A 23,836-nucleotide genomic window follows, 5' to 3' on the forward strand; every position below is an offset into this window, starting at 1 on the left:
GTGTTGTGAATCGCACGAGAGGCGATTCACAACACTGTCCCATTTCGGGACCGGTGAGAGGTGGACTCGGCGCAACCACGTACCGATGGCGGTCAGTATCGGACACGTTGCGGCTATGGCTGGCTGAGCTTGGTCACCACAGGGCGTTCCACCAGCTCACCGTCACAGCCGCGCTCCGAGTAGTGCTCGGAAATCCAGATCGTCTTGTGTTTGCCTATAGACGGGTACCACTGCCGTCGGTAGTGCCCCCGTACTCGCCATTTCAGCGGCTCCAGGTTTCTCACCGCCCGAGGCCCGTTGTCTTCGCGGGGAACAGGTTTCGCGGTGTACCGCACTACCACGGCAGAGCGCGGCCGCGATGGGCCGTCGTGCAGCTGTGTGTGCCTTGTCCCCGGTGCCGGCGGTGCCGCTGCCAGCAATCGAATCAGCCGGGAGAGCTCGTCCACGCCCGTGGTGGTCCCGTACGCGTCCGTCACGCGGGTTTCCCGGTCAAGCCGCACCACCGACCACATGCTCTTGTTGACATTCGGATTCTGTAGCCGCTTACGCAACGAATCTATCGCGATGCGTACGAGATCTACGTATGTGCCGGCATCTCGCCATGCGAGCAGTACCCCACCGTGCTTGTCGATTTCAGGGTCTGTCACGGCAAGCAGAACACCTGATGGCGAGGGCAGCGTTCCGTCCCACTCGTCACGTGGCATGTCGTCGTGCAGGATCTTCTGTGCAGCGATGCCATCTGCGAAGAACAGGTCGTGGCTGCCTTCGTCTTCGACGAATACGTGACCGGCCGCGGCGACCGCCTGTACCCAATACAGCATCGACCAGTTCCGCGCCAACAGCGTCATGTACGGACCCGGGCCGGTTACCCCGTAGCTGCGGCACGAGTCCGCCAGCAGCCTGCCGATCCGGGTTCCATTCGACTCGAGGTAGGTGCGACTCTGTTTCTCCAACAGCAGCGCCGGCGCGAGCACCTTCAACTCGTTCTGCGCCCTTCGTGTCAATGCCTCCACCACCTGCGGCATCGCCGCCGCAGTCAGCATCGACGGCGTGAAGGTTTCGGTAGGTACTGTCAACAGCTTGGCGTTGACGACTGCGTTCACCGGCCACGGCGTCAGATCATCGACACCGTGCCGTTTGGCTAGGGCGTGCGCCACGCGGGCAACGGGCTTGCCATCGGCGAACCCATCGCGCACCGTGTGCCTCTTCACCAGCGGCGGTTTTCCACGACCTCGGACGCCGCGCCCCCTGCTCGACAGCGATTGTTCCCACACGACCGTGTCCAACGACAACGTCGGCAACCCTGGCATTGTCTTCTTCAGTTCTGCCAGCATGTCCAACCAGTGCGGAGGATCCCGCAGCTCTTCCGAATCATGTCGGGTGACAACCTCAGCGAACACGTCTGCCCGAGCCGATTCCACTTCGGCGACACTCACCATTGCTACTACACCTCAGATCGACGATCACAAAAGACCTTCGGATCCTAAGAGGGTGCTATCGGCAGTGGGTCGGTGCCCGGCTCGGGATGCTTCTCCGCGAGTTTCTGTTGGGGCTCGTCAGTCTCAGCCCGGGGCCTATTTGGGTGCTCACTGCCTTCTAGCCGTAGTAGTTGAGGATGTTCTCGATAACGTTGGAGGGAACCGGGTCGGCGGGCATGGCCGGCCAGCCCATGAAGCTTCGGTCGGCTTTGGCGTTGGCCATCGGTCCGGTGTCGCCGTCGAGGATGACCCGCAGGTGCGGTTCGAGGTGCTGGATCCACCACGAGGACATCGCAGACATCGAGTCCGACACCCGCGCTTCCTCCCAGGCCTGGTGCAGGGCGGTCAGTCGGGCGACGACCTCCGGATACGCCCACCATCTCGGGTCCCAGGACAGCCCACCGTCGTTGTCGCTGATCCGGCGGCGGATCACTGGCAGGAAGAAGCCGTTGACCCACTCGATGACGTTGGCGAACTTCGGCTCCTTCTTCTGGGGTGAGTCTGTCTCGTCTTCGTACTCGTCGGCGGGCTCGTCTGTCTCGTCCTCGTCCGTGTCCTCGTCCGGCTCGTACTCGTCTTCGTACTCATCACCGTCGGGTGCTTCGTTGCTGGTGGCCCACTCGTCGGACGCTGCGGTGTTGACCTCGACCATGTTCAGTCCTTTGTCAGAAACTCGGAGCGGAAGAGCCGGTCGGCGCGAGAAGTCTCGGGCGTGGGCTCGAGGGGAATAGGTGCAGTGTCGGCCTGTTCCTCGGACGGCACCACCATGTCGGCAACCACAGCAGGCCGTTCGGATTCACCGACGGGCAGGGCTTTCTGCTGGGCGGGGCCGAGCTGCTTGCTTTCCTGCTTGGACTGGCGGATCTCCTCGGCGAACGGCGAGTCCCCCCAGAACGCTTTGCGGACCAGGATCGGGGTGGAGCCACCGATCGTGACGAGGGCGCGGGTTTTCGGCAGTGCTCGCAGGTCCCGCTTTTCGAAGATGGTTTCCTTCTGCCAGCTGCTCGACACGCTGGCCTGACTGCTGGCGAAGAAGCCGGCGGGGCGACTGCGGGATTCGGTGTCGACGTAGTGGGTGCCGACGGCATCGACCAGGCCGGACAGGAATGCGTCGTCTTCGACGTTGCCGCCGTACCAGATCACGCTGCACGCATCGACCATGGCTTTGAACGCTTCGCGGCCCCAGACCTTCTCGCCCTGGGAGGGGGACTGGAAGAAGGTGATGAGGATGATGCCGCGGCCACCGAAGTGTGAGTACCAGCGGGGCAGGTCCTCGATCTTGCAGATGTTGGCGGCCTCGTCGAGCACCGCCGTCAGCGGGAGCGGCATCCGTTCCGGTTGCTGCTGCTCGGAGTATTCCTCGGCGCAGGTGAGGATCTGGCCGACCAGGGCACTCGAGATCGCCGAGGACGAGCCGGGCCCGTCCTTCGACATCGCGTACATCGTGTCGGTGCGCTTGACGAACTCGTCGGCGAGGAATTCCGGCAGGTCGTGAACGCGGCGGCCGGGGGTGACGGTGACCTGGCCGTTCGTGTCGGTGCCGATGACCACCCGGCGGTTCGGCAGGACCGCGTCGGCGTAGCGGGGTTCGTCCAGCGGGGACAGGAAGCGGCGGGCCATGTCGTAGAAGCCGTCACGTTGTTTGGCGTTGACGGCCTGCTTGCCGCGCATCGTGCGGGCGAGTTCCGGGTAGCCGTGCTGCTCGAGCACCGCCGGGGGGATCTGCGATTGGGTGTGGGTCAGCCACTCGACCACATGCCGGATGTCCCCGCCGGCCAGGGCGGCGGCGAGCAGGTAGGAGGCGAACAGGTCCCGGGCGTTGCCGTCGAAGTAGGCATCGACGCGGGCGCCGGCGTCGGTGGCGGCGGAGATGAAGTAGCCGCACACCGCCGCAGCAGAGGGCAGGTCGGTGACGGTGCGCAGCGGATCGAACCAGAAGCTCGCTCGCTGCTGCCGGTTACCGGTGGTCACCCCTTGCAGGTCGAACACCCACACCCGCCCGCTCTGGCGGCGGAGACCGACGGTGTGCGAGTACACATCGCCGCGGTTCGAGGCCACCAGCGCCGCCCCCGGGGCGTGGCAGATCGCCGGGATAGCGAACGATGCGGACTTACCCATGCGGGCGCCGGCGAACGCGATCGCCACGAATTCCCAGGTCATGCGCAAGGATCGATTACCGACCACGGTATGGCCGAGGGGGATACCGAGATAGCCGGGATGGTTCTTCGAGATGGTCGGGGCGAGCCGTTCGGTGGAGGCGGCGAGGTACTTCGGGTCGGCCTCATCGACTTCCCGCGGGTCGACCATCGTGCGAGCGAGGCGGTCGATGCGCTTTTCGAACTGCTTGCCCTGCACGGTCTCGATGACACCGAACCGGCGCAGCACCCACCACGCGAGTACGGCGAGCACCGCCAGCAGGACCAGCTCGACGCCGAGGACGATGGTTGCCCCGGCCGGCCAGCTCGTCGACCCGAATGCCAGGGCGAACAGCAGGCCGATCGGGTTCCAGGTGGGATCTTGGCCCCCGCCGGTGTTGTAGGCGATCGTCGGCAGATACGCCGCCACAGCGACGAAGGGGAACGCGGTGAGGAACACCTCGTCCGCACTGGAGGAGGTGCGGGGCCGGTCGCGTCGGGTGTGTGTCATCGTCGTGTGCCCCTTCTACTGCTGGAAGCGGTAGTCGGTCAGTCGCCACCCGTCATCGGTGCGGACGGTGGTGGTGCGCCACAGCTGCGGGGTCAGGCGGGTGCTGCGCCCGCCGGCGTGCAGCACCGTCTGAGTGCAGATCACGTCGATGACCACGGTGCGCATCCCGGCCGGGGCCGCCGGGGTGGTATCCGAATGAGCGCAGACCGCCGTCACCGCGTCTTTCGCCGCGGCCCACTGCTGCCAGTCGGCATCGGACCGGACTTCGGCACGGCTGCCGGATTCGGCGACGGCGAGCAGGTCCCCCCCGAGATACGGCGTGGCCCGGATCAGGGCGTCGGCCTTGCTCTCGTCGATCGCCGGCTGCCAGGACAGGATCATCTGCATGGCGGTGATCGCAGTGTCGTCGGCGTCGATCTGCTGGGGTGAGAGCGGCTCGATCACCTGATGGTCGTCGCTGCCCTCATGCACGTGCTGGTCGTCGGGGGTGTCGCTGCCGCAGCCCGCCAGGGCGACGGCGGCCGCGGTGCACACGGCCGCGACGGTGACTCGTGTGATCCTCACGGGCTTGCCTTCTTTCACTGGTTGCTCATCGCCCGGTACTGCGGTTCTGCGGCGATGATCTTGTCGGCGTAGGGGCGGGTCTGCACCACGTAGTCGGTGTGTCCGGTGGGGAACCCGCCGGAGTTCAGGACGGCGCCTTCGCCTGCGTTGTAGCCGGCCAGATACAGCTCGGTGCGCCCGTTCGGTGCGCTGACCGTGCCGTCGTCGATCCAGCCGTCGATGGTGTCGGCGATGGTGCACATGTAGTGGCCCTGGGCCATGACGGCATCGCCGATGCTGTTCACATCGACCCGGCCGTCGCCGTCGTAGTCCTGGCCGTAACTCGCCCAGGTGCCCGGCATGAACTGCGCCGGTCCCATCGCTCCGGTCACCGACACCGGCGCAGAGTCTCCGTGGCGAAAGCCGTTCTCGGCGGCGAGCTGGGCGGCGATCAGCGACGGTGTGATCTGCGGGCAGATCGACCCGGCCCGCTCGAGCCACGCCGCGTACTCGTCCGGCACGGTGCCGTCGGCGAGGTAGTCGCCCACCCCTTCCCCGGAGATGAGGCAGTCGGCGGCCGCGGCGGTGGCGTTGCCGCGGCCGCCGGGCAGCGATCCCCACGACACCAGGGTCTCGTCGGTGCCCTGTCCCCGGACGGACACGTGCACGTGGTCGTAGTGGTTCTCGGTCTCGCTGCCGCGATCTTCCATCAGACTCGGGGCACCGCCGGCGGGGTAGTAGGTCTGTCGCCAGATCACGTACTCGACGTCGAAGAACTCCGCATTGGCCAGGATGTAGTCGGTGATCTCGTCCCCGAGGGCCACCCCGTCGCCGGAGCGGTGGTTCGGGATCATCACATCCACAGCCCGGCCTTCGGTGTGGTCGGTGGCGTAGCCGCCGTCGGCGCGCCACCCGCCGAGGCCCGCGATCCGGTCGCCGAACGTCAGTTGCATCGCCCGAGCGAGTTTCTTCGCATCGACCTGCAGGCCCTGCTCGGAGCCCGCCGACAACGGCAACGGCTGCGCCCGATTCCCCTGGGACGGGGCCGGCGGCACCGAGGTGGTCGGCCCGGCCGAGGACTGTCCCGGTGCGGGGGCGGAGTCGTAGTACGGCAGCGGATCCACCGCTTCGGTGCCCCAGCCGCCGGGCCAGAGTTCCCAGTGCAGGTGCGGGCCGGTCGATTCCCCCCGGTTGCCGAGGGTGGCGATCTGCTGACCGGCGCGGACCTGCTCACCGGCGGCGACGGTGTAGGTGTCGATGTGCCCGTACACGGTGGACACCAGCTGCCCGCCGCGGGTGTGGTCGAGCACCACCCACTGCCCGAACCCGGAGGCGGGACCGGCGTGGCGCACCACCGCGTCGGCGGAGGCATAGATGGGGGTGCCGACGGCGCCGGCCAGGTCGATGCCCTGATGCTGGGTCCCCCACCGCTCACCGAACCCGGAGGTGAGGGTGACGGCGGAGGGATCGACCGGTTTGAGGAACGAGCCCCTCGGTGCGAGCCGGTCCCCCGACCCGAGACCACTACCGGGGCCGAGGCAGGTCGTGCCGTTCTCGCGGTCTTGTTCGTCCTGGATCCCCATCACCAGCACGAGGAGCAGGAAGAACGGAATGAGCGTAAGCGCCAGGATCAGCGCGATCAGCCCGGTGCCCCCCTTGTCGGTCACCGCAGACTCAGATCCTCGGCGAGGGCTGCGTGCTTGCGCACCAACGCCCGGTTCAGCTCCTGCGCCAACGCCAGCTCCGCCTCCAGGGCGGCGACTTGCTGCGGGGTGCGGCGGGGACGGCGGCCGGAGCGGTTGACCCAGCCCCGCACCGTCGTCTCGGCCACCTCCAGCTGCGCCGCGGCGGCTCGCGTGGCGGCGGTGAAGCTGTCGCCGGCCTGCATGCGCCCCAGGACCGTCTCGATTGCAGCCTCGCGGGTGAGCTCGTCGACCAGGGTGTACCGGCGAGTGCCGGGACGGCCACGCCGGCTCATGCTGCGAACTCCGTGCCCCGGTCTTCGTCGGCGGCCCGCAGACGGGCATCGGTGTCGTGAATCCCGGAGTCCTTCTCCGCCTGGGGCACCCACACCTTGAACGGGGTGCCCGGTGTCGCGCCTTCACCGAGCTTGAGCAGGAAATGCCCGACACCGGCCGCGGTGCGCTTGCTCTCGACTGCGCCGGTGCCGTCGTCGCCGGAGCTCGTGCGGCGCGCCTGGCGCAGCGCCTTCTTCTCCTCCACCGAGGAGGTGCTGTCGTTGGCCCAGCCGGTCACCATCGCCCGCTCAGCGCGGGAGAACTTCATGAACCGGCCGAGCCGGTCGAGTTCGGCCTCCGGGACCGGGCCGACGATCCGGGCGCGGGAGCGTTCGATCATGCCGAGGGCCCCGACCTTCTCGAAGTCCGCCAGCGAGTGGGTGACCATCGTCATCGCCACGCCCATCGACCGCTGCAACCGCTGCACCGCATCCAGCCGCGCCACCGCCGAGCTGCCGGTCGCGATCACCTGCCACACCTCGTCCAAGATGATGTGCGCCGCGATCGCCTTCGCGCCGGGCACCTGGTTGTCGGCCAGGATGTGCGCCGCCTCCACCGCCGCGAACGCCTCGTTCCACCCCGCGAGCAGCACCGCGGCCCGCATCAACTCGTCCCCCGGCGGGACCGAGGACATGTCCAGGTCCACCATCGGCTTGGTCAGGTCGATCCGCACGGTGCTGTGCCGGTTGAAGGTCTCCCCGAACCGGCCCTTGACCAACGCGCGCAGCGAGCGCAACAGCGGCTTGATCTGACCGCGGTACTCGTCGGCGGTGTCGGCCACCGCATCGTCCCTCAGCTCCTCGGGTCCGGTCGAGATCAGCGTCAGCAGATCCTCGATCCGGGCCGCGTGATCGTTGTCGAACGTCGAGCCCGGTGCGTAGAGCAACCGGATCGCCGAGGCCAGCAGGGTTTCCTCGAAGTCCTTGAGCGGGCCGCGGCGGACGATCTCGAGCAGCGCGCAGATCATGTTGAGCTGGCGAGCATGCAACGCGAACTCGGCCTTCTCCCGCTCCAGCGAACCGGCGGGCAGCTGCTCGATCGCATCCCCGATCGGGCCGCGGCCCAGCGGGTTGATCGCGCCGGTGCCGTAGCCGACCTCGCTGACCTGCCCGCCGACCTGCTCGGCGAGCACCCGCAGGTCCGGCTTGACGTCACCGGGCACGAGCACCAATGTGCCTCGCGCAATGTCCCCCAAAGCGATCCGGCGCAGCAGCGTCGACTTGCCGAAACCGTTGAGCGCGCAGATGAAACACGACGGGGCGGTGATCGCCTTCATCTTCCAGGCGTAGAGCGGATCGAAACCGACCGCCGCGCCGGTGGTCAGATGCCGCCCCAGTGGGGTGCCCAGCAGCGGGGCCTTCGCGCCGACGATCCACGGGTAGATCCCGGCGACCTGAACCGAGGTGCCCCGGTATTCGACCGGGGGCATCACCGTGGACATCCGTCCCCCGCCGGCACCGTCGAATCCGCGGGCGTCGAGATCAGCGAGCTGGCGGTCGAAGCCGTCGGTGTTGATTCGGGTCAACCGTTCGACCGTCGCCCGGCGACTGTACTGGCGGGTGACCAGGCTTTTCTTCCATGCCTTCTTGAGCCCGGTTGCGGTGGCGGCCTGCTCTTCGAGACGGGACAGCTCGTTGTCCGACAGCAGAGTCTTGGTGATCTTCTCCGCTGTGAGCAGCCGCGACGATCTCGTGGCGTTGCGTTCACTCATGGATGTGCCCTTTGTGTGTCAGTTGCTGAGGAAGCTGGGAATGGTGGTGTGGTCGGGGGCGATGACTCCCACGCCGAGGGAGGCCGCGAATGCGGCGGCCTGCCAGCACCAGGAGCGGCGGATCGTCAGTCGGCTCTGGCGCGAGAGGTCCTCGACCAGGGCGTCGATCTTCGGCACATCGGCGCTGCGGACCGGTTCGGTGACGGTGATGAGCACTCCGAAGCGCACCATGCCCGCGCCTCGGGCCTGTTCCATGCGGGCCTGGGCGGTCGCGGCGACCTCGATCTGCGACTTCGCCGAGGCGATCGAGCCGTTCTTGAGCGACCCGCCGTGGGCCTCGGCCATCGCGTTGCGGTAGTCGCTGTCGGCGATGTCGGTGGCTTCCCCGGCCGAATGCGGGCGGTAGATCACCGAGACCCGCTTGAGCGGCACCGCCTCGTTCGGGGCTAGCAGGCGCGCCAGCACTCGTTCGGTCACCGCGCCCTTGGGGGCTTCGCGCATCTCCCAGGTCACCGACACCGCGCCGTCGTGGACGTACTTTCCTCCGTCCGGGCTTTCGTGGGCGGTGCGGGGACCGCAGTCCTCCCAGGTCAATCCGGTGCCGTCGCCGGAGTGCAGGCCGGCTTCGACGTCGACGAGCGAGGCCGGGTCGTAGGAGCGGCGCACGAACGCCATGATTTCGTCGGCGTCCATCGGTGAGCACGGCACACCGGAGCGTGCTGCCGACGCCGTCAGGGCGGGCAGCCGCCGGCCGAGTTCGACGGCCTGTTCGGAGGGGTCCTGTTTGCGTTCGGTGGTCTTGGCCTCGAAGGTGATCGCGATCCGGGCTGCCAGGCGGATCCCGCCGGAGGTCAAGCCGGTGGCGAGCTGGTAGGCCGCATCGCGGGCCAGCTGCGGGGCATCGGCGCGGGTGTTCTGGTGCACCGTCTCGTACAGCTCGATGCCGGTCTCGGGCAGCGTCTCGACGGTGGTGACCACCGCGAGGATGTCCGAGGTCTCCCCGGCCCCGGACAGGAACTGTGCCCAGTTGCCGACATAGTGGTCGATCACGTCCTGGTCGACGGCTTCGGCGCCTTGGGGGTAGGCGTCGAAGACGACGGTGTAGGCACCCCGGCTGGGCATGTGGATCATGCCGAAGGTGCGCCCGTCGGAGTCGATGCCTTCGTAGAGCTCGGTATCGCCGAGCACGCCGGGAAGACGGTAGGCCCGGCCGGGAACGCGGGAGAACGTGCCCGAGGCGTAGGCGTGCTCACCGCGGCGGCGGCCGCGCCAGAACTGGACTCGCATCAGTGCCCTTTCGTAGCCGGAGCGGCCGTCACGGGAGATGACCAGGGGGATGAAGCAGACGATCACCGGGATGGCCAGCAGCAATGCGCCCGTCATGCCGAGGAACAGGCCCGCGATGATGACGACAGCTGCGGCGGCGATCGCTGCGATCGAGGTGCCGAAGGTGGCTCCGAGTAGGCCGGTGCTGCGGGGTCGGCGCCAGTTGCCGTAGGTGTTGAATGTCGGCTCGTTGCTCACTGTTCGAAGCCCCCTCGGTTGAACTGGTGGCCGGCCCCTGTCGCCACGGGCGCATCGGAGCCGGTGCGGGCGGAACCGCCCGCGCCGGAGCTGCCGGACGCAGCGGCGCCGGGGGTGCCCGAGTCGTTGCCCTGCGGGCCACCACTGCCGACGGCGGCGCTGCCGTCACGGGCGGATGGAGTTCCGTTCTGATTGCCGCCTGCCTGTCCACTCCCGGCGCCACCTGCGGCACCGAAACCGGACGGTGTAGCCCCACTCGGAGAATTCGAGGCGGTCGTCGTCGAGGTGGCGCTGGTGGTCGCCGCACCGGATGCTGCGCCGCTGGCACCGCCGGTGGCGATCATCCCGCCGACCTTCGCGCCGACTGCGGCCGCGCCGGCGGCTGCGGCCAGGCCGCTGCCGCCGCCCCCGAGTGCGCCGACGTTCGGGACGATCAGCCGCATCAGTGCGGGCAGCACCAGCGCCGCAGCGCACAAGGTGATGACCCCGGACAGGGCCATGAACCCGTCGCCGTTCTCGGGGTCGGTGATGGTCGGGGTGGCCTCGAGGAACAGGATCGCCGAGACCCCGATCACGAACGCTCCGACCGGTTTGACCAGCAGGAACGCGATCGTCCAGGCCAGCATCTTCTCGTATGCCTGGCTGCCGACCTTGGTGCCTCCGGCCGCGCCCGCGATCGGCAGCGCCGCTGCCATGAGCACGAGGATGCCGGTGCGCAGCAGCATCAAGAACGCCATCATCAACCCGCCGAGCATGCCGATGATGCCGATCAGGAACAGCAGGCCCACACCGGCCGGACCGGAGTACAGGTAGATCGACACCATCGCTTCGGCCAGGCGGGACGGATCGGAGCCGACCGCACTGTCCATGAACCAGGCCGAAATCTGGTCGGACAGTTCGGTGCCGAGCACGATCAGCGTCGATGCTCCCCCGGCGAGCACCGCCGCACGGGCCATCTGCCTGAGGCCCTCTTCCGAGGTGTCGCGGATCGCCCCCGACCGGGCCAGCGCCAGACGCCCGCCGAGCAGGATCAGCGACAACGACAAGGCGGAGACCTGGATGTAGAAGGTGTAGTCGTTGACCGTCGCCACGGTCCTCTGGAAGGTGTCTCCGTCCATCTCGGTGCTGGTGATCCACCATCCGAGCGCGAACTTCAAGACCGCAACACCCGCGTTGCCGATCCACAGCGCCGTCTTCTCGACCGCGCCCGCAGCCGCATCATTGATGCCGTCCGCGATCGCCCCTGTTCCGGCATCGACGATGTTGCCGGCTGCATCCGCGCAACTCGGGACGTCTGCGTCTGTGAAGGCATTGAGTGCTCCGCTGGCGGCAGCCGCAAGAGGGTTGGCACAGGCAGCGCCCCCGAGAAGGGTTTCTTCCCAGGCAAACCCAGAATTGTTCTCGCTCTCGCCTGTGGCTTCGGTGCTGTCGAAGTTGCCGCTGGACGAGTCCCCCGGTGGAGCCGTTTCTTGTGCCAGGGCCACGCCCGCTGCGCCGATGCCGACCACTGCGACGGTGCAGAGCACGGCGAGCAGCCGGAACACACCGGCGAGCACGCCGCGGTTCACCACCACTGCTCCCACCCCTCGGAGGACAGCGGCTCGAAATCGCTGCTGAAGGCCGGAGAATCCAGCTGGACAACCCATCCGGTGCCTTCACGCCACACCATCGGAATCTTCGTCACCTGAATCTCGGTCGCTCCGTTGGACCGCTCGACGGTGACACCGAACTTGACCAGCGACAGGTCTGGGTTGAAATTGACCTTGACCATTGGCGCCGCCGAGACCCCCGTGTTGTCGGGCACTCTCACGCCCTCCAGTAGCAGGGTCGGGTCCGACGAGTGACCTGCTTCCGCGACCATCTCGGCGCGGTTGTCTCCACTGAGGAGGTAGGAGAGGTAGTGGGTTGCGGCCAGTGCTGCTCCCTGCGCCGTGCGCGCGAAGCCGGTGGCCACGCCGTTGCCGGTGAACCCGGTAGGACCGTCGGAGGTCGAGAACGGAAGATCCATGTTGCCGTGGATGCGCTCGAGCATCACCCCGCTCGGTGCCTGATCGGCAGGCCGGTTCCCGCTTGCGAGGGTCTCGGACAAGATCACCCCGTTCGGGTCGAGCGGCACGTAGACAACGCGCTCGAACCGGTCGAACACCGGGTCCGGCTCGAACAGACCGCCCTCGACCTGAGCGGTGGCGCCACTGCCGGTGGTCGGATCGAGAGAAACCAGCGGTTCGGCGTCCTCGCCTCGGAAGACCATCACGAGGCTGACCACGACACCGACGACGACGATGACGGCCACGGCCGCCAATCCGATGGTGAGTTTGGTTGCCGACGATGCGCGTTCGTTCTCGGCTTCGAATGAGGGAGTGTTCTTCTCGTTGGTCGAGTCGGTGGTGTTCTGCTCGGTCACTTGCGGGTCTCCTCGAGATCGACCAGCTCCGACGGCACGCCGTCGAGAGCGGTGATGGTGGCGGCGGTCTCGCTGGGCAGGTTCAGCCGCCAGTCGTCGTCGATCCACACCACCTGGGTGGTCGCGGAGGCGAGCGAGTTGTCGGAGAACCGCTGCACGACACCGACGGTGGCTGCGGTGTCGCTGTAGTCGGCGATGGTGTAGCCGACGATGGTCGGCACCATCTCGGGATCGGTGCCCGACATCTCCACCAGGGCGCGGTGGGCGGCGTACAGGTCGCGGCCTTCGCCGGGGGCGGCCACCCCGGCCAGGACCTGGGGCCAGGTCCGATCGGACGCGGTGGCCAGCTGCACCGACTGGGTGATCGCCGCCAGGGCCGCACCCTGCGGGGTGTGGCTGAACCCGGCGAACGGCTCCCACTCGCCGCCTCGCGGTCCGTCGGTGGTGCCGATCGGCACCTCGATGCCACCGACGGTCACCCACCGAGCGATCTGCGGCGGATCGGTGATCGACCCTGCGGTCTCGGTCGTCTCCGATCCCCCGCAGCTCACGGCAACCAGCGCCACCGCGACCGCCGCGGCTCGCGCCCACCGACGCCTCATCGTTCGTTCTCCTCGCTGCCGGGTTGCTGTTGCTGTTGCTGGAGCTGTTCGAGCTGGTCGATGACGGTCGGGGAATGGCCGCCTCCGAGCTGGTGGGCCTGGGGCCCGTGGGCGGTGGCCAGCAGGATCGTGGCGAGGGTGGCGGCCACACCGCCGGCGAGGATCGCGCCGATGTTCGCCGCCAGGAACTCCGCGGCGGTGGGGGATTCGAGGCCGGCGCCGTGCTTGTGGTCCCACGCCAGGCGTGCGCCGACGAAGATCACCTTGGCCACACACAGGAGGAAAACGATCCCGGCCGCGTACCCCAGAAGCGTCTGGAACCCGTCGAGGACGTCGGGGGGCGGGCTGACCACGCCCTGTGCGAACACCTCCATCGATCGCCCCGCCTTACGCCGCGCTGGTGACGGCACTGAGGATCTGGTTGGCGGAGATGGCGACGATCGCGCCGACGAGGGCACCGACGAGCATCTTCGGTGAGTCCCCCGAGCCGTGCTGCCACTTCTCCCACGCGAACTTCCCGCCCGAGAAGATCAGGGCCGCCACGCACGCGAGCGTCACGCCCCACAGCAGCCAGTTCAGCAGCTTGAGCAGGCCGTTCGCGCCCGGCGGCACCTCCGGGTTGATGTCGAAGTCGACCGAGCCTTGTGCGAGATACGCAACGTCCACGACGGTCTGAAGCATGACGTGTCCTCCGTGTCTTACTGCCCCGACCACAAGGCGGGCAGGCTGGATTGGATTGCCGTGACGATGCCGACGCCGGCAGCGATCACGTCCTCGGGAACGGCGATCACGGCTCCCTTGGTCCGAATCGGCACGCCGTCGAGGGCGCGCCAGGTGGGCAGGCTCGACCGGGCCGCCGAGGCCAGGAAGCGATGCCAGCCGATCACCCAGTGCGCAGCCACCGCACCGGTGACGATCGAGCGCAGCTGACGCACCTCTTTCGGGGGCTGACCGGGCGCGTTCGCCACGGTGACCAGGCCGAGCAGCTCGCACGCCAACCCGCGGTTGCGGTGCTCGAGGATCAGATCGTGGGCGCTGGACAGACCCTCGATGGTTTCCCGGCAGACCACCACCACATACGGCGATTCGACCTCCCGGGCGTCACCGCACGGCCACTGATGCCGCGCATCCTCGGCGAAGTCCCAGTACCGGGCGAGGGTGGAGACCCCGGCCCCGCCGTGCGCGCCGAGCAGCCACACCGCCGGTCCGGGCGCAGCCACCGGGTACGGATCGACCCTCACCTCGACGCTGGTGCGTTCGCGGGTGCTCATGCCGGCTCCCCCGCCCCGGCCTGGTGATCGGTGTCGCGGTGGCCGGCCTCGATGCGGCCCAACGCGTCGAGCACGTCGGTCCACGCGTCGATCGAGGCGACCGACAGGCAGCGGTGATCGACGGTGCCCGGCCGCGCCACGCTCGCATCGAACGGCACCTCGACGAATCCGGCGACCCGTGGGGCCAGGTGCTCTCGGATCGGGGCCAGATCCACCAGACGGTGCGGGAGCTGGTGCGAGATCGACACCACCGTCCGCGCCAGCACGCCGCGCCCGTAGGTGCCGAGGAGCCAGTCGAGACCGGCACGCATCCGGGCCAGCGGTTCCGAGCGGGCCGGGGCGACGATCACGATCGCGGCCCCGGCCTCGAGCAACGGAGTCAGACGCCGTGAGCGCAACGCTGTTCCGACGTCGTGGATGCGGGCGAGATGCCGGTCGGCGAGCAGACTGTCCACCAGCACCGAATCCGAGGATTCGCCGTGGCCGACGACGACGACCCCGGCGCTGCTGACGGCCATGCGCGAGCCGAGCCGGCGGATCGCCCGCGCCGGGTCGATCGGTTCGACCCCGACCCGGTCGAGCAGGTTCCCGCCGCCGAAGGTGCCGTCGATCGCCGCGACCTGCACACCGGTGCCCAGGCGCAGCGCGGTGGCCAGACCGAAGCAGGTGGTGGTCGCGCCCGCTGCGCCGGAGCCGGCCACCACGATCACCGAGAGGTCTTCGGGTTGCTCGAGTTTCGGGCTACGACGAAAAGCAACAACGTTGTTCATCGATTCTCCACGTTCGCGATCGTCAACCCGCCGTCGGCGGGCAGGGTGGTGATCCACTGCTTGTGGATGCCTTCGTCTCCCACGGGCGGGAACTTCAGCAACACATCGACCGACCAGCGGTTCGGGTCCTCGGTCGGCAGCACGCTCACGCAGTGCTCGGTCCCGACCGGAACGGCGTCGATGAACGACTGAATATCGGTGCCGGGCAAGACCATCAGCTCCGCGACGGCCGTGCCGTCCCGCTCGACGTAGTAGGCGTACTCGAACGCCTGGATCACCGCGGGGCCGGAATCGCGGCCGCCGGGACCGTTGCCGACGACCCGGCCGGGTTCGGTGACCGGGGCGCACCACGCCGGAGCCGCGACCGTCGACGTCGAGGTGGTGGACGAGGACACCGCCGTCGGCGAGGGCAGCGGCGGCACCTGCGGTTCGTCGGTGGTGCCGACCGTCGCGGTGACCACCGACGCGGAGACCACCGCCAGCACCGCGACACCGCCGCCGACGAGCATCCAGGTGCGGGATCGATCGGGGCGGGCGGTCGCGGCCGCAGAGGCGCTGTCGGTGACCGGCTGGGTGGTCGTCTCCTCGACGACCTCGACCGGAGCCGCAGCCGGAGCTGCGGCAGGGGTCGGGCGAGCAGGTCGGGCACGGTCGATCGCGGACTTCAATCCCCCACGGGTGCGTTCGGGGATCATCAGCGGGCCACGGGGAAGGTGGGCGCGGACCCACTCCGGGGCGCCTGCATAGGGGGCGACCTCGGTCGCCGTATCGCCGTATCCGGCCCCGCCGTGCTCGTCGTCGGCCGGGTTCTGATCGTCGTATCCGGCAGGGCCGTGGGCTGAGTGATCGGCAGGATGGACCGGGGCCGGGTAGATCTCGGCTGCGGGTTCGGCAGCGACGATCGGTTCGAGGTCGGTCTGGATGACCGACTCGTCGTCGGTAGCAGGCTGTTCGGGGACGCAGGCCGCATCGACCGGGTGGAGGTCCGATGCCGGCACCCCCGCGGCGTCGAGGGTCTCGTCCGGGATCGGAAAGCGCACCGATCCGGTCTCTCGTTCGTCGCTCGCAGTCGACTCCGGCCCGTACCGCTCGGTCACGTCCGGGAAGAGTTGTCCTCGATTGCCGGTCGACAATGTGTCCTCCGTCGTCGGGTGGTGGGGGCGGGGCTACCCGCCCCCACCGGCGAGATGGTCGGGCAGGTCAGGCCGGGTTGATGCCGTCCGCGGCCGCGGTCGAGATCATCTCGGCGGCAGTGCCGAGCGAACCGTCGAAGAACGTGGTCAGCACGGTGTCCGCTCCCGCGACGACACCTTCGCCACCGGGCTGGACCTTCACCCACTCGCGGACCTGCGAATCGACCTGCGGAGCGGTGGTCACGACGCTGCGCACGGCGTCGGCCGCGGCCTGCCCGACCGGACCGGAGGAGCGCCACTGCTCGACCGTGGCATCGGCCTGCTCGGTGAGCGCGTCCTGGTGCACATCCGGCAGCTGCACCTCGAGGGGCTGGCCCTCGTCGTCCCCGGCACCGAAGGCGGTTCCGGCAGCCAGACCGGCCACCCCGCCGACCACCGCGCCGGGGACCGCGCCGACCGCAGCGCCGATCGCTGCGCCTGCCGCGGTCCCGGCCACGCCGGTGGTCACCGCGGGCAGCACCGGGATCGGCAGCGGCACCACACCACCGGCCGCCGCCCCGGCGATACCGCCGAGGGTGCCGCCGATCAGCGCGCCGGGAACCGCCCCGGCCGCAGCGCCGGCCGCGGCGCCGGCCACCGTCGCACCGATCTGCGCAGCAGCGACCCGATCGGCACGGCTGGCATCCACGCCGACCGAGGTGTAGAAGGTGGCGACCTCGGAGCGGATCAGACCGGCGGTGTTGTTGGTGCGCTCCCGGTCGTCGTCGGTGACCCAGTTCGGCTGGTTGACGTGGACATCGCCGACCATGATCTTCTCCGGCGGAGCGAGGTAGATCGGCTCCGGGGTGACCGGCTGCGGCGCCCGCAGCGTCATCGGGTCGATCGGCGGCGGGGCGGACTGCCGCTCGTAACGGTTCGTGTCGTAGTTGTAGTCCGGCAGCGGCGCGTACTGACGCTGCTGCGCCGGAGGCGGGGTCCAGTAGATCTGCTTGGCCGGAGGAGCCGGGGCCGGCTTCGGGGCGCTGGTGGTGCCGCCCTGGGTGGACGGTGCCGGGGTGGTCACCCCGCCCTGCGAGGGCAGCTCGACCGGAGCGGCCGAGGCCAGCCCCGACCCTGCTGCCACGATCGCTGCGGCCGTGGCGGGCACGACGCTCGCCTTGGCGAGCCGCGAAGCCCTGCGATGTGTGCTCATGATCGCTTCTCTCTCTCGTGTGTGTGTCGGGGCGTGGAATCAGTTGAGTGCGGCGGCCGAGACGCCGCCCTGCTCGAGCACCGTCGGTTCCCGATCGACCACATGCGTCGTGGTCACGGCCGGTGCCGGGGTGGTGGAGGCGATCGTCTGCGACGGCGTGGTCGAGACGGTCTCGGTGGTGCTTGTCGGCCGAATCGTGGTGGTTGTCGGGACCGGCGTCGTCGAGGTCACCGTCTTCGACGTGGTCGCGGACGTGGACGACACCGAGGAGACGGCGACGTCGAGGTCGGCTGCCGCCGCAGCGAGCCAGGACGCGACGAATCGTGTCGGGGCCTGCCCACTGGCGGTGGCCGGAACCGACCCGTAGGAGCCGTGCTCGGCGGCGACGTTGCGCACCGTCGTCATCGCCACCAGATCGAAGGCATCCCGGTTGGCCTCGACCTCGTTCGCCACGACCTGGAACGCCTGGCGCACGAGCCGCTGCGAGGTCGCCGGCGGAACCAGCTCGGGCAGCACACCGACCGTCTTGGCGGCCAGCACCCCGAACGCCGCGGCCGGATTGGCCAGCCCGACCGCCGCGACCGCCGCGATCGTCTCCGGGGTGAGCACCTTCTTCGCGACCGTGACAGCCGCGTTGAGGCCGATCAGACCGACCTTCATCAACGCCGCAGTCACCTCCTGCCCGGTCGGAGGCGTCGCCCGCGGATCGGAGGCTTCCGCCAGACGCTGCGAGATGGTCTTCTTCGGCTGGATCGACACCGCCTCGAGGGCGTTCCTCGGAGCCGCAATGTCCTCGTTGACCACATCGACGGCGGTGGTGAACGCCGTCGAGGCCAAGGCCCGGCCGACCGTGGCGACGGCGACGAACGGATCACCGCCGACCTCGACCTGCCCGGCGACGTTGACCACCGCCCGCACGATCGGCGCGTTCGCCGGGGCGTCGCACGCCAGATCACCGGTCTGGCACCAGGACGAGACCCGACCCGAGAGGCTGCCGTAGTCCTCGGTCAGATCGGCGACGGGGCCGATGCCGCCGCCTTCCGGGGCGGTGAACGCCACCGACGACAGCGCCGTGACCGTCTCGCCCGTGGTGCCGGGAACCGGCGACGGGGCGCTCTGCGAGGTGCCGGGGAACAGGCCGGAGCCGGGGCTGCGGGTCGGCGCGCCGAACAGCGCACCGGCAGCGATCGAGCCGGCCGGCACCGCTCCGGTGCCCTTGCCGACCGACCGCAGGAAGTTCGAGGCCGCATGAGCGCCCTGGGAGTAGCCGACCACGGCGAGCTTGGCCGACGGACACTGCTCGAGCACCTTCTCCGCCGCCAGGGACAGGTTTTCCTCCCCCTCGGTGACCGACTCGACGTACGAGTCAGAGCCCCCGGGGGTGAGGCCACCGAACGAACCCGGATACGGCACATAGGCCCGATCGACGTTCGCGCCCAGCTCACGGGCCTGGTCGAGCATCGGCCCCATGATGTTCGACAGCATCCCGGTGTCGACCTTCACCGGCGCATCCGGTGAGGACTCCGTGGTGCCCTGCATCCCCAGGACGTACAGATCCGGGCACCCATCGACCAGCTCGTCGAGCCAATTCGTCTGCGCGTGCACCGGGACCAGACCACCCACACCGGCCATGACCGCAGCCGTGGTGACGGTCATCGCCAGGACTCTCTTGCCCGAACATTTCATGTCTCTCCCTCCCGAACAGCCGTTTCCCGATGCCAACAGCCACCCCTGCTTGTTCCGAGACGGGATTGTCGATAGGCCGATACGGTGCAAAACCGCCTTCGGAGAATGCAATTGATTCGACCCGGGGACACATGTGCGGGCTGTCGTTGGGATGGCCAGGCCGTGTTCGGGGTTGACGGGCCCGGATCGGTCGCCTTCGCCCGGACCTCTTCGACAGTCGCGATGGGCACTCGACGCAGCGACTGCGCGGACTCGTGTGCGTGGACGGGCTCACGAGAGAGACCCATTCGCCGACAGGATTGGCGCTGGCCAGGAACTTATGCAGCCTTTGCTGGTACCGGGCACGACCTCGCTGTTCGCGAACAGGGGGACGACGACGGCTTGACTGCCCTCGGGGTCTTTGGAGCTGAGCGGAGCCGCTGGCCCCAGGTCGACGGAGCAGCGACGACCTGGGACCAGCGGGCGCAGTGGACGCGGCGCGAGGGGTCGCCGGCCACCGTTCGGGAGCGGGTACGACCGATAGCGCCCTTCGCTGAGTGTTGGGCGCAGGTGTTCGGCAATCGGTGGTACGCGCAAGTTGATTCCCCGGGGTTCCGTAGCTGGCTCTGGGTAAAGCTCCGCCATCGCGTCAGTGCTACGTCCGAGGCCGACCACGACAGACCTCGGGAAACCCCCGGAAGGGGCGCGAGCGGATCGTAAGCAAGAGCGGCGCGTTCGCGCAACATGGCAGGCCCTCCCCTCCTCGGCGCAGCACCTTCAGTACGGTTCCTGAAATTGATCCGTAGATTAGTACCCTAGAATTCTAAACACTAGCGGTACAAGGAGACGGGAAGGGGCGAGACAATGAGCGGCGACAGGAGGATCCAGGGCAGGGAGTGGAGTTGGCTCGAAGCGGCATGCACGGCTTCAGTGGGGCCCGCCTGCGCAGATACCGCCAAGCGCTCGACATGACGATGGCTGACCTCGCTGATACCGCGGAGGTCTCGGAAGCGACCGTCTCGGCTTGGGAGACCGGCCGTGCTGCCCCCACGCCGCCGTTGTTGAAGCGCGTGGCCGACGTCTTGCGCGTCACCGTCCCGGACCTTGCCCCGATCCAGGAAGGCCGGATGACGCTCAGCGATTTGCGCGCTCTGGCTGGTCTCACGCAGGCGGAAGCGGCCCGAAAGCTCGGCATTTCGGCCACCGTGCTCGGGCGCATCGAGAAAGGTCGTAAGGACTACGACAAGGATCGAGTGGCGAGCATGGCCAAGCTTTATGGGGTGAAGTCTTCGGTCGTTAAGGCCGTCTGGGAGCGCGACCGTGCGACACGCCAGGAGTACATTCGGCGTCTGTAGATTACATCACTAAAATAACGCCACATGCATGCTTCGATCGGTTGAGGGTCGATGTTGCATCGGATGACTTCTGTTGCGAACTGGGGGTGTGTCGCTCCCCCTCTTCCGAACCAACCTGGGACAAGATCAAGGGCGTTCGGAAGCAGTGATGAGGAAGGGCCGACACCATGCCTACGCCAAGCAAGGGGCCGCGCAAAGAAGTGAAAACCCGCGTTCCGGAAGATGTGCGCGAAGTGCTGGAAGTGATGGCAGCCAGTTCCGGTGCCAGCTCACTCAGCCAGTACGTAGCGGACCTTCTCTCCAGCCTCGCCGGCCGTCCGGACCTTGTACGAGAAATCCACCAGGAAGTGATGCCGATGCCGCTCTCCGCATAGAAAAGTGCGGCGGAGTCCTCCGCCGCACCAGCACATAGCCGAAGCGGTTACCACAACTGAAATGCGAAAACCCCCGGCGGGCAGGCCGAGGGCTTTCGTCTGAAGTTGGCGAGAACGAGTTGGCGCTCGTTCTCGGTACCGCATATCCCCGAAGGGACTGTCTTGCCGGACAGGTCTCAGGGTACATCGCGCCCTGAATCAGAGCCAACGATAGCTGCGCGTGTCGCCGCTTTCACCGGTGACACCGCACCGAATCGTCACCTTTTCGATGTGTGCACGCGCCGCTGGTCGCCGCGTGCCCGGGTGCGGATCGACCCGGATCGCACCCACACGTATGCCACCACGATGGCCATGCCCAGCCAGGCGCCCGGATTTCCGTGGGCGATCTACCTGGCCGGGGCGAACCATCGCTACCGCCTGCTGGCGTTCGACCTCGACAGCGGGCGCCACGGCCCCGAGGTCGCCCGCGCCGATGCCGACCGGCTGGCCGCGCACCTGGCGGAACTCGGTGTTCCGCATCTGCGCGCCCGGTCCGGGCCCACCGGCGGGCAGCACGTCTGGCTGCGCCTCGCCGGGCCGGGCGCCGCCCCCGACGAGGTGCGGCGCCTCGCCCACGCCCTGCGCCAGCACTATCCCAGCCTCGACACCGTCCCCTTGACCAACCCCGCCACCGGCGCCGTCCGCCCGCCCGGGGCCCCGCACCGCCGCGGCGGGCAGTCCCGACCCCACCTGCACGGCGCCGCCCTCGAGACCGCCCTTGCCCGCCTCGACACCGAAACCGCCCCGGAGGTGGTGGACTGGTTGCTCGCCCGGCACCCGCACTCCGCCGCCCCGGCCCCCCGCCGCCCCACCGGGCCGGTGCGCATCGTCGATCCGGCCTCCGATCCCCGCCTGGACCGGCCGCGGCGCCCCCTCACCGACGCCACCCGCGCCCTGCTCGACGCGGTTCCGGCACCCGGAGCGGACCGCTCGGCGATCGTGCACAGCATCTTTCTGGGTATGGCCCGCGCCGGCCACAGTCTCGCCGACGCCCGGGCGGCCGCCGCGACGGCGCCGGGACTGGTCCGGCTGCGCGAGGACCGCGCCCGCGGTCGCGAGGACACCGACCGGCAATGGCGCCGCGCCCTGGACACCGCCGCCGGCTTCGCCCCCGCTCCCCCGACCACGCGGGCACCGGTGGACGACGAACTCGACCGCATCGAGGCCGCCATCGGAGCTGACCCGGCGCACTGGGCCCGCCCCGGCGGTGCCAGCGACGAACGCATCCTCTACGCCCTCCTCGCGCTCGCCCGCACCGCCCGCACCCGCATCTTCGACATCGACTGCCGCCGACTCGCCCAGGCCGCAGCCGTCGACGCCTCCACCGTCTCCCGGCGGTTGCGGGTGCTGGCCCACGCATCCTGGGTGCGGTGTGTTCGCACCGGCAGCGGAACCCGCGCCGCCACCTGGCAACTCGAACTTCCCGACCCGGTGGCACCGCTACCGGTTGCAACACAAGGGAAACCCGCCCCCGCCCCGGGGCACCCCTCCTCCCTGCTGGAGCACCACACGCACGATCTCTGGGCGCACCGGTCCGGGCTGGGTGGGGCAGCTGCCCGCATCCATTGGGCCGTGATTTCGGGAAAACCTGCTATTTCCGGAAAGGGCAGAAATCCCGTCGAGGTGGCTGCGCTGACCGGCTACAGTCTCGCCACCGTGACGCGGACCCTGTCCACCCTCGCCCGCCTGGGCCTGCCCACTGGGGCCGGAGCTGATACTCCCGAGCTGCGGGAGCAGCTCGGGAATGCCGCCGACCGGGTCGGGGCCTCCGGTGTCGGGGCGCAGCGGGTCCGCCGCCACCTGCTCGATCGGGAGCTGCACCGGTGGTGGCTCGAAGAGCAGGAATGGCGCTGCCGACGGGGCAAGAAGACCGGCGTGCCCCGCACGGTCTCGTTGACCATCGCCCTGCCGATCGGTGCGCCGGCTCGGCTGCGGTACGGCCGATTCCCGGTGACCGACACCGGCCGCGCCGACTATCGTGCGGCGCGAGCCGTGGTGACCCGGGTGTGCTCCCCTGGTTGGAATTCCACGACCAATCCAGATCGGCAGGGCGGGAAGGCGGCCTGACACACTCTGGCTCTCCAACCGGACCGAATCAGTATGAGTCGTCCACTCGGGCGATTTGAGCGAGGAGGAGCGCGGCGTGGGGCGGCCGATCCGGCAACTGGAACGGCCGCAATGTCACAGCGGCCTTGACCCAGTCACCATCTCCTGCATGCAGTCGCACGAGATCGCCGGCCTGGGGAACCTCACCGCTCTCGACTCTCCGAGCATTCGCTTGCAGACTCGGCAGATCCTCGGGATGGACGACGGGACCGGTGATATGCGCATACTGCCACTCCACCCACTCCGGAGCCCGGCCGATCCACATCGCGACAATGCCTCGCTGGGCCTCGAACAGCGCGACATGGACATCGGCACCTAACAACCCCTCACGCAGTCCGAGAGCGGCCAACGATGGCATTGACGGCGGATACACGTCGGACACGTCGTGATATAGCACCCGGACACCGGATCCGTCTTCCATGGGGCGTAAGACGACCTGCCACTGCATCGCATGGCCGTGGTCGTGCCGAACCGAGAACCACGTGCTCAGCACTCCCCCGGACCGCGGATTGAGCACCAGATCCAGGAATTCGGTCTCGTGCTCGAAGCAGATCGCGCGGTTGATGTAGTCGGCAGGGGTCGCGGTGGGAAGCCAATCTTCGAGCAACGTACCGGACATCGCCCCCGACTCCCACGTCTGATAGATCAACATTTCCTCGACCATCCAGGCCACACCTGAGGTCAGACGCCGCGTTCCCAGCTCCTCCCCCGGCTCTCCCACCCACAGATGGATGCCGTGCACATCGCCGAACGGGCCGATGATCGGCCAGGCATAGAACCGCCACGACTGCCGCATCTTCTTCGACGACAGCACCCGATCGAACGGTTTACGGACTTCCCGGACGTACTCCACGATCGGCTCCACCGGGATGTCCGGTGCGGGCGAGACCTTCCGGCGGAGCGAAGTCATCTCCTTCACTTCACCATCCGAGGCCACCAGCGTCGCAACACCCTCCACGAGCGTTTCGATCAAATGCCATGAACCCATCGAAGACCCCCCCTATG

General features: G+C 68.6%; 22 protein-coding genes. 3 read left to right on the plus strand and 19 right to left on the minus strand.

Features of this window, described 5'->3' with window-relative positions:
* Window positions 1–113 precede the first annotated feature (113 nt).
* The 18 genes from Q7514_RS31800 to Q7514_RS31885 form a co-directional block, all read right to left on the minus strand.
* Window positions 114–1,439 (minus strand): hypothetical protein, encoded by a 1,326-nt coding sequence (locus tag Q7514_RS31800; protein WP_082752499.1) that lies wholly within the window; start codon window positions 1,437–1,439, stop codon window positions 114–116.
* 157 nt (window positions 1,440–1,596) lie between these two features.
* Window positions 1,597–2,130, minus strand: a complete 534-nt coding sequence (locus tag Q7514_RS31805; protein WP_017681376.1) for a DUF4913 domain-containing protein — start codon at window positions 2,128–2,130, stop codon at window positions 1,597–1,599.
* A gap of 2 nt (window positions 2,131–2,132) precedes the next feature.
* Window positions 2,133–4,124, minus strand: a complete 1,992-nt coding sequence (locus tag Q7514_RS31810) for a type IV secretory system conjugative DNA transfer family protein (protein WP_017681377.1) — start codon at window positions 4,122–4,124, stop codon at window positions 2,133–2,135.
* Between the two features lie 15 nt (window positions 4,125–4,139).
* Window positions 4,140–4,688 (minus strand): hypothetical protein, encoded by a 549-nt coding sequence (locus Q7514_RS31815; protein ID WP_026137918.1) that lies wholly within the window; start codon window positions 4,686–4,688, stop codon window positions 4,140–4,142.
* 14 nt (window positions 4,689–4,702) lie between these two features.
* Complete coding sequence (locus Q7514_RS31820; RefSeq protein WP_017681379.1) at window positions 4,703–6,334, minus strand: M23 family metallopeptidase; 1,632 nt, start codon at window positions 6,332–6,334, stop codon at window positions 4,703–4,705.
* Complete coding sequence (locus tag Q7514_RS31825) at window positions 6,331–6,645, minus strand: hypothetical protein (protein WP_017681380.1); 315 nt, start codon at window positions 6,643–6,645, stop codon at window positions 6,331–6,333. Before Q7514_RS31825 ends, Q7514_RS31820 begins: the two co-directional genes overlap by 4 nt.
* Window positions 6,642–8,396: an ATP-binding protein gene (locus tag Q7514_RS31830; protein WP_017681381.1), complete on the minus strand. Its 1,755-nt coding sequence runs from the start codon at window positions 8,394–8,396 to the stop codon at window positions 6,642–6,644. Before Q7514_RS31830 ends, Q7514_RS31825 begins: the two co-directional genes overlap by 4 nt.
* 18 nt (window positions 8,397–8,414) lie before the next feature.
* On the minus strand, window positions 8,415–9,920 hold the full coding sequence (locus Q7514_RS31835; protein ID WP_017681382.1) for an SCO6880 family protein: 1,506 nt from the start codon (window positions 9,918–9,920) through the stop codon (window positions 8,415–8,417).
* The gene (locus Q7514_RS31840; protein ID WP_017681383.1) at window positions 9,917–11,494 is read right to left on the minus strand and encodes a hypothetical protein; all 1,578 of its coding nucleotides are present in this window, start codon (window positions 11,492–11,494) and stop codon (window positions 9,917–9,919) included. The genes Q7514_RS31835 and Q7514_RS31840 overlap by 4 nt, the downstream gene beginning before the upstream one ends.
* A complete protein-coding gene (locus Q7514_RS31845) occupies window positions 11,485–12,324 on the minus strand; it encodes a hypothetical protein (protein ID WP_017681384.1) in 840 nt (279 codons plus the stop codon). The genes Q7514_RS31840 and Q7514_RS31845 overlap by 10 nt, the downstream gene beginning before the upstream one ends.
* Complete coding sequence (locus tag Q7514_RS31850; RefSeq protein WP_026137919.1) at window positions 12,321–12,926, minus strand: hypothetical protein; 606 nt, start codon at window positions 12,924–12,926, stop codon at window positions 12,321–12,323. Before Q7514_RS31850 ends, Q7514_RS31845 begins: the two co-directional genes overlap by 4 nt.
* The gene (locus tag Q7514_RS31855; protein ID WP_026137920.1) at window positions 12,923–13,300 is read right to left on the minus strand and encodes a hypothetical protein; all 378 of its coding nucleotides are present in this window, start codon (window positions 13,298–13,300) and stop codon (window positions 12,923–12,925) included. Before Q7514_RS31855 ends, Q7514_RS31850 begins: the two co-directional genes overlap by 4 nt.
* A 13-nt stretch (window positions 13,301–13,313) precedes the next feature.
* Window positions 13,314–13,607 (minus strand): hypothetical protein, encoded by a 294-nt coding sequence (locus Q7514_RS31860; protein ID WP_006934612.1) that lies wholly within the window; start codon window positions 13,605–13,607, stop codon window positions 13,314–13,316.
* Window positions 13,608–13,624: 17 nt separating this feature from the next.
* Window positions 13,625–14,197 carry a DUF6668 family protein gene (locus Q7514_RS31865; RefSeq protein WP_017681387.1) on the minus strand — a complete coding sequence of 191 codons (573 nt, stop codon included), beginning with the start codon at window positions 14,195–14,197 and terminating at the stop codon, window positions 13,625–13,627.
* The gene (locus Q7514_RS31870; protein WP_026137921.1) at window positions 14,194–14,967 is read right to left on the minus strand and encodes a hypothetical protein; all 774 of its coding nucleotides are present in this window, start codon (window positions 14,965–14,967) and stop codon (window positions 14,194–14,196) included. Before Q7514_RS31870 ends, Q7514_RS31865 begins: the two co-directional genes overlap by 4 nt.
* Window positions 14,964–16,064 (minus strand): hypothetical protein, encoded by a 1,101-nt coding sequence (locus Q7514_RS31875; RefSeq protein WP_017681389.1) that lies wholly within the window; start codon window positions 16,062–16,064, stop codon window positions 14,964–14,966. The genes Q7514_RS31870 and Q7514_RS31875 overlap by 4 nt, the downstream gene beginning before the upstream one ends.
* Window positions 16,065–16,167: 103 nt before the next feature.
* Window positions 16,168–17,292: a hypothetical protein gene (locus Q7514_RS31880; protein WP_017681390.1), complete on the minus strand. Its 1,125-nt coding sequence runs from the start codon at window positions 17,290–17,292 to the stop codon at window positions 16,168–16,170.
* A 39-nt stretch (window positions 17,293–17,331) separates the two neighbouring features.
* Window positions 17,332–18,948 carry a cutinase family protein gene (locus Q7514_RS31885; protein ID WP_017681391.1) on the minus strand — a complete coding sequence of 539 codons (1,617 nt, stop codon included), beginning with the start codon at window positions 18,946–18,948 and terminating at the stop codon, window positions 17,332–17,334.
* A gap of 905 nt (window positions 18,949–19,853) precedes the next feature.
* On the opposite strand from Q7514_RS31885, the gene Q7514_RS31890 reads away from it, so the two are divergent.
* From Q7514_RS31890 to Q7514_RS31900, 3 genes are all read left to right on the plus strand, one after another.
* Window positions 19,854–20,312 (plus strand): helix-turn-helix transcriptional regulator, encoded by a 459-nt coding sequence (locus tag Q7514_RS31890; protein ID WP_026137923.1) that lies wholly within the window; start codon window positions 19,854–19,856, stop codon window positions 20,310–20,312.
* Between the two features lie 167 nt (window positions 20,313–20,479).
* On the plus strand, window positions 20,480–20,686 hold the full coding sequence (locus Q7514_RS31895) for a toxin-antitoxin system (RefSeq protein ID WP_124259439.1): 207 nt from the start codon (window positions 20,480–20,482) through the stop codon (window positions 20,684–20,686).
* Window positions 20,687–20,989: 303 nt separating this feature from the next.
* Window positions 20,990–22,792 carry a hypothetical protein gene (locus Q7514_RS31900; protein WP_330137204.1) on the plus strand — a complete coding sequence of 601 codons (1,803 nt, stop codon included), beginning with the start codon at window positions 20,990–20,992 and terminating at the stop codon, window positions 22,790–22,792.
* 28 nt (window positions 22,793–22,820) lie between these two features.
* Here Q7514_RS31900 and Q7514_RS31905 read toward each other — a convergent pair whose 3' ends face one another.
* The gene (locus Q7514_RS31905; protein WP_160331281.1) at window positions 22,821–23,819 is read right to left on the minus strand and encodes a GAF domain-containing protein; all 999 of its coding nucleotides are present in this window, start codon (window positions 23,817–23,819) and stop codon (window positions 22,821–22,823) included.
* Between the last annotated feature and the right edge of the window lie 17 nt (window positions 23,820–23,836).

Origin of the sequence: Rhodococcus artemisiae (assembly GCF_036327795.1) — a bacterium.
Classification (GTDB): Bacteria; Actinomycetota; Actinomycetes; order Mycobacteriales; family Mycobacteriaceae; genus Rhodococcus; species Rhodococcus artemisiae.

Excerpts from the sequence above, each read along its gene's own strand:
- Q7514_RS31800 (WP_082752499.1), bottom strand. The coding sequence starts at position 1,439 with ATGGTGAGTGTCGCCGAAGTGGAATCGGCTCGGGCAGACGTGTTCGCT.
- Q7514_RS31805 (WP_017681376.1), bottom strand. The coding sequence starts at position 2,130 with ATGGTCGAGGTCAACACCGCAGCGTCCGACGAGTGGGCCACCAGCAAC.
- Q7514_RS31810 (WP_017681377.1), bottom strand. The coding sequence starts at position 4,124 with ATGACACACACCCGACGCGACCGGCCCCGCACCTCCTCCAGTGCGGAC.
- Q7514_RS31825 (WP_017681380.1), bottom strand. The coding sequence starts at position 6,645 with ATGAGCCGGCGTGGCCGTCCCGGCACTCGCCGGTACACCCTGGTCGAC.
- Q7514_RS31830 (WP_017681381.1), bottom strand. The coding sequence starts at position 8,396 with ATGAGTGAACGCAACGCCACGAGATCGTCGCGGCTGCTCACAGCGGAG.
- Q7514_RS31850 (WP_026137919.1), bottom strand. The coding sequence starts at position 12,926 with ATGAGGCGTCGGTGGGCGCGAGCCGCGGCGGTCGCGGTGGCGCTGGTT.
- Q7514_RS31855 (WP_026137920.1), bottom strand. The coding sequence starts at position 13,300 with ATGGAGGTGTTCGCACAGGGCGTGGTCAGCCCGCCCCCCGACGTCCTC.
- Q7514_RS31860 (WP_006934612.1), bottom strand. The coding sequence starts at position 13,607 with ATGCTTCAGACCGTCGTGGACGTTGCGTATCTCGCACAAGGCTCGGTC.
- Q7514_RS31865 (WP_017681387.1), bottom strand. The coding sequence starts at position 14,197 with ATGAGCACCCGCGAACGCACCAGCGTCGAGGTGAGGGTCGATCCGTAC.
- Q7514_RS31870 (WP_026137921.1), bottom strand. The coding sequence starts at position 14,967 with ATGAACAACGTTGTTGCTTTTCGTCGTAGCCCGAAACTCGAGCAACCC.
- Q7514_RS31880 (WP_017681390.1), bottom strand. The coding sequence starts at position 17,292 with ATGAGCACACATCGCAGGGCTTCGCGGCTCGCCAAGGCGAGCGTCGTG.
- Q7514_RS31885 (WP_017681391.1), bottom strand. The coding sequence starts at position 18,948 with ATGACCGTCACCACGGCTGCGGTCATGGCCGGTGTGGGTGGTCTGGTC.
- Q7514_RS31895 (WP_124259439.1), top strand. The coding sequence starts at position 20,480 with ATGCCTACGCCAAGCAAGGGGCCGCGCAAAGAAGTGAAAACCCGCGTT.
- Q7514_RS31905 (WP_160331281.1), bottom strand. The coding sequence starts at position 23,819 with ATGGGTTCATGGCATTTGATCGAAACGCTCGTGGAGGGTGTTGCGACG.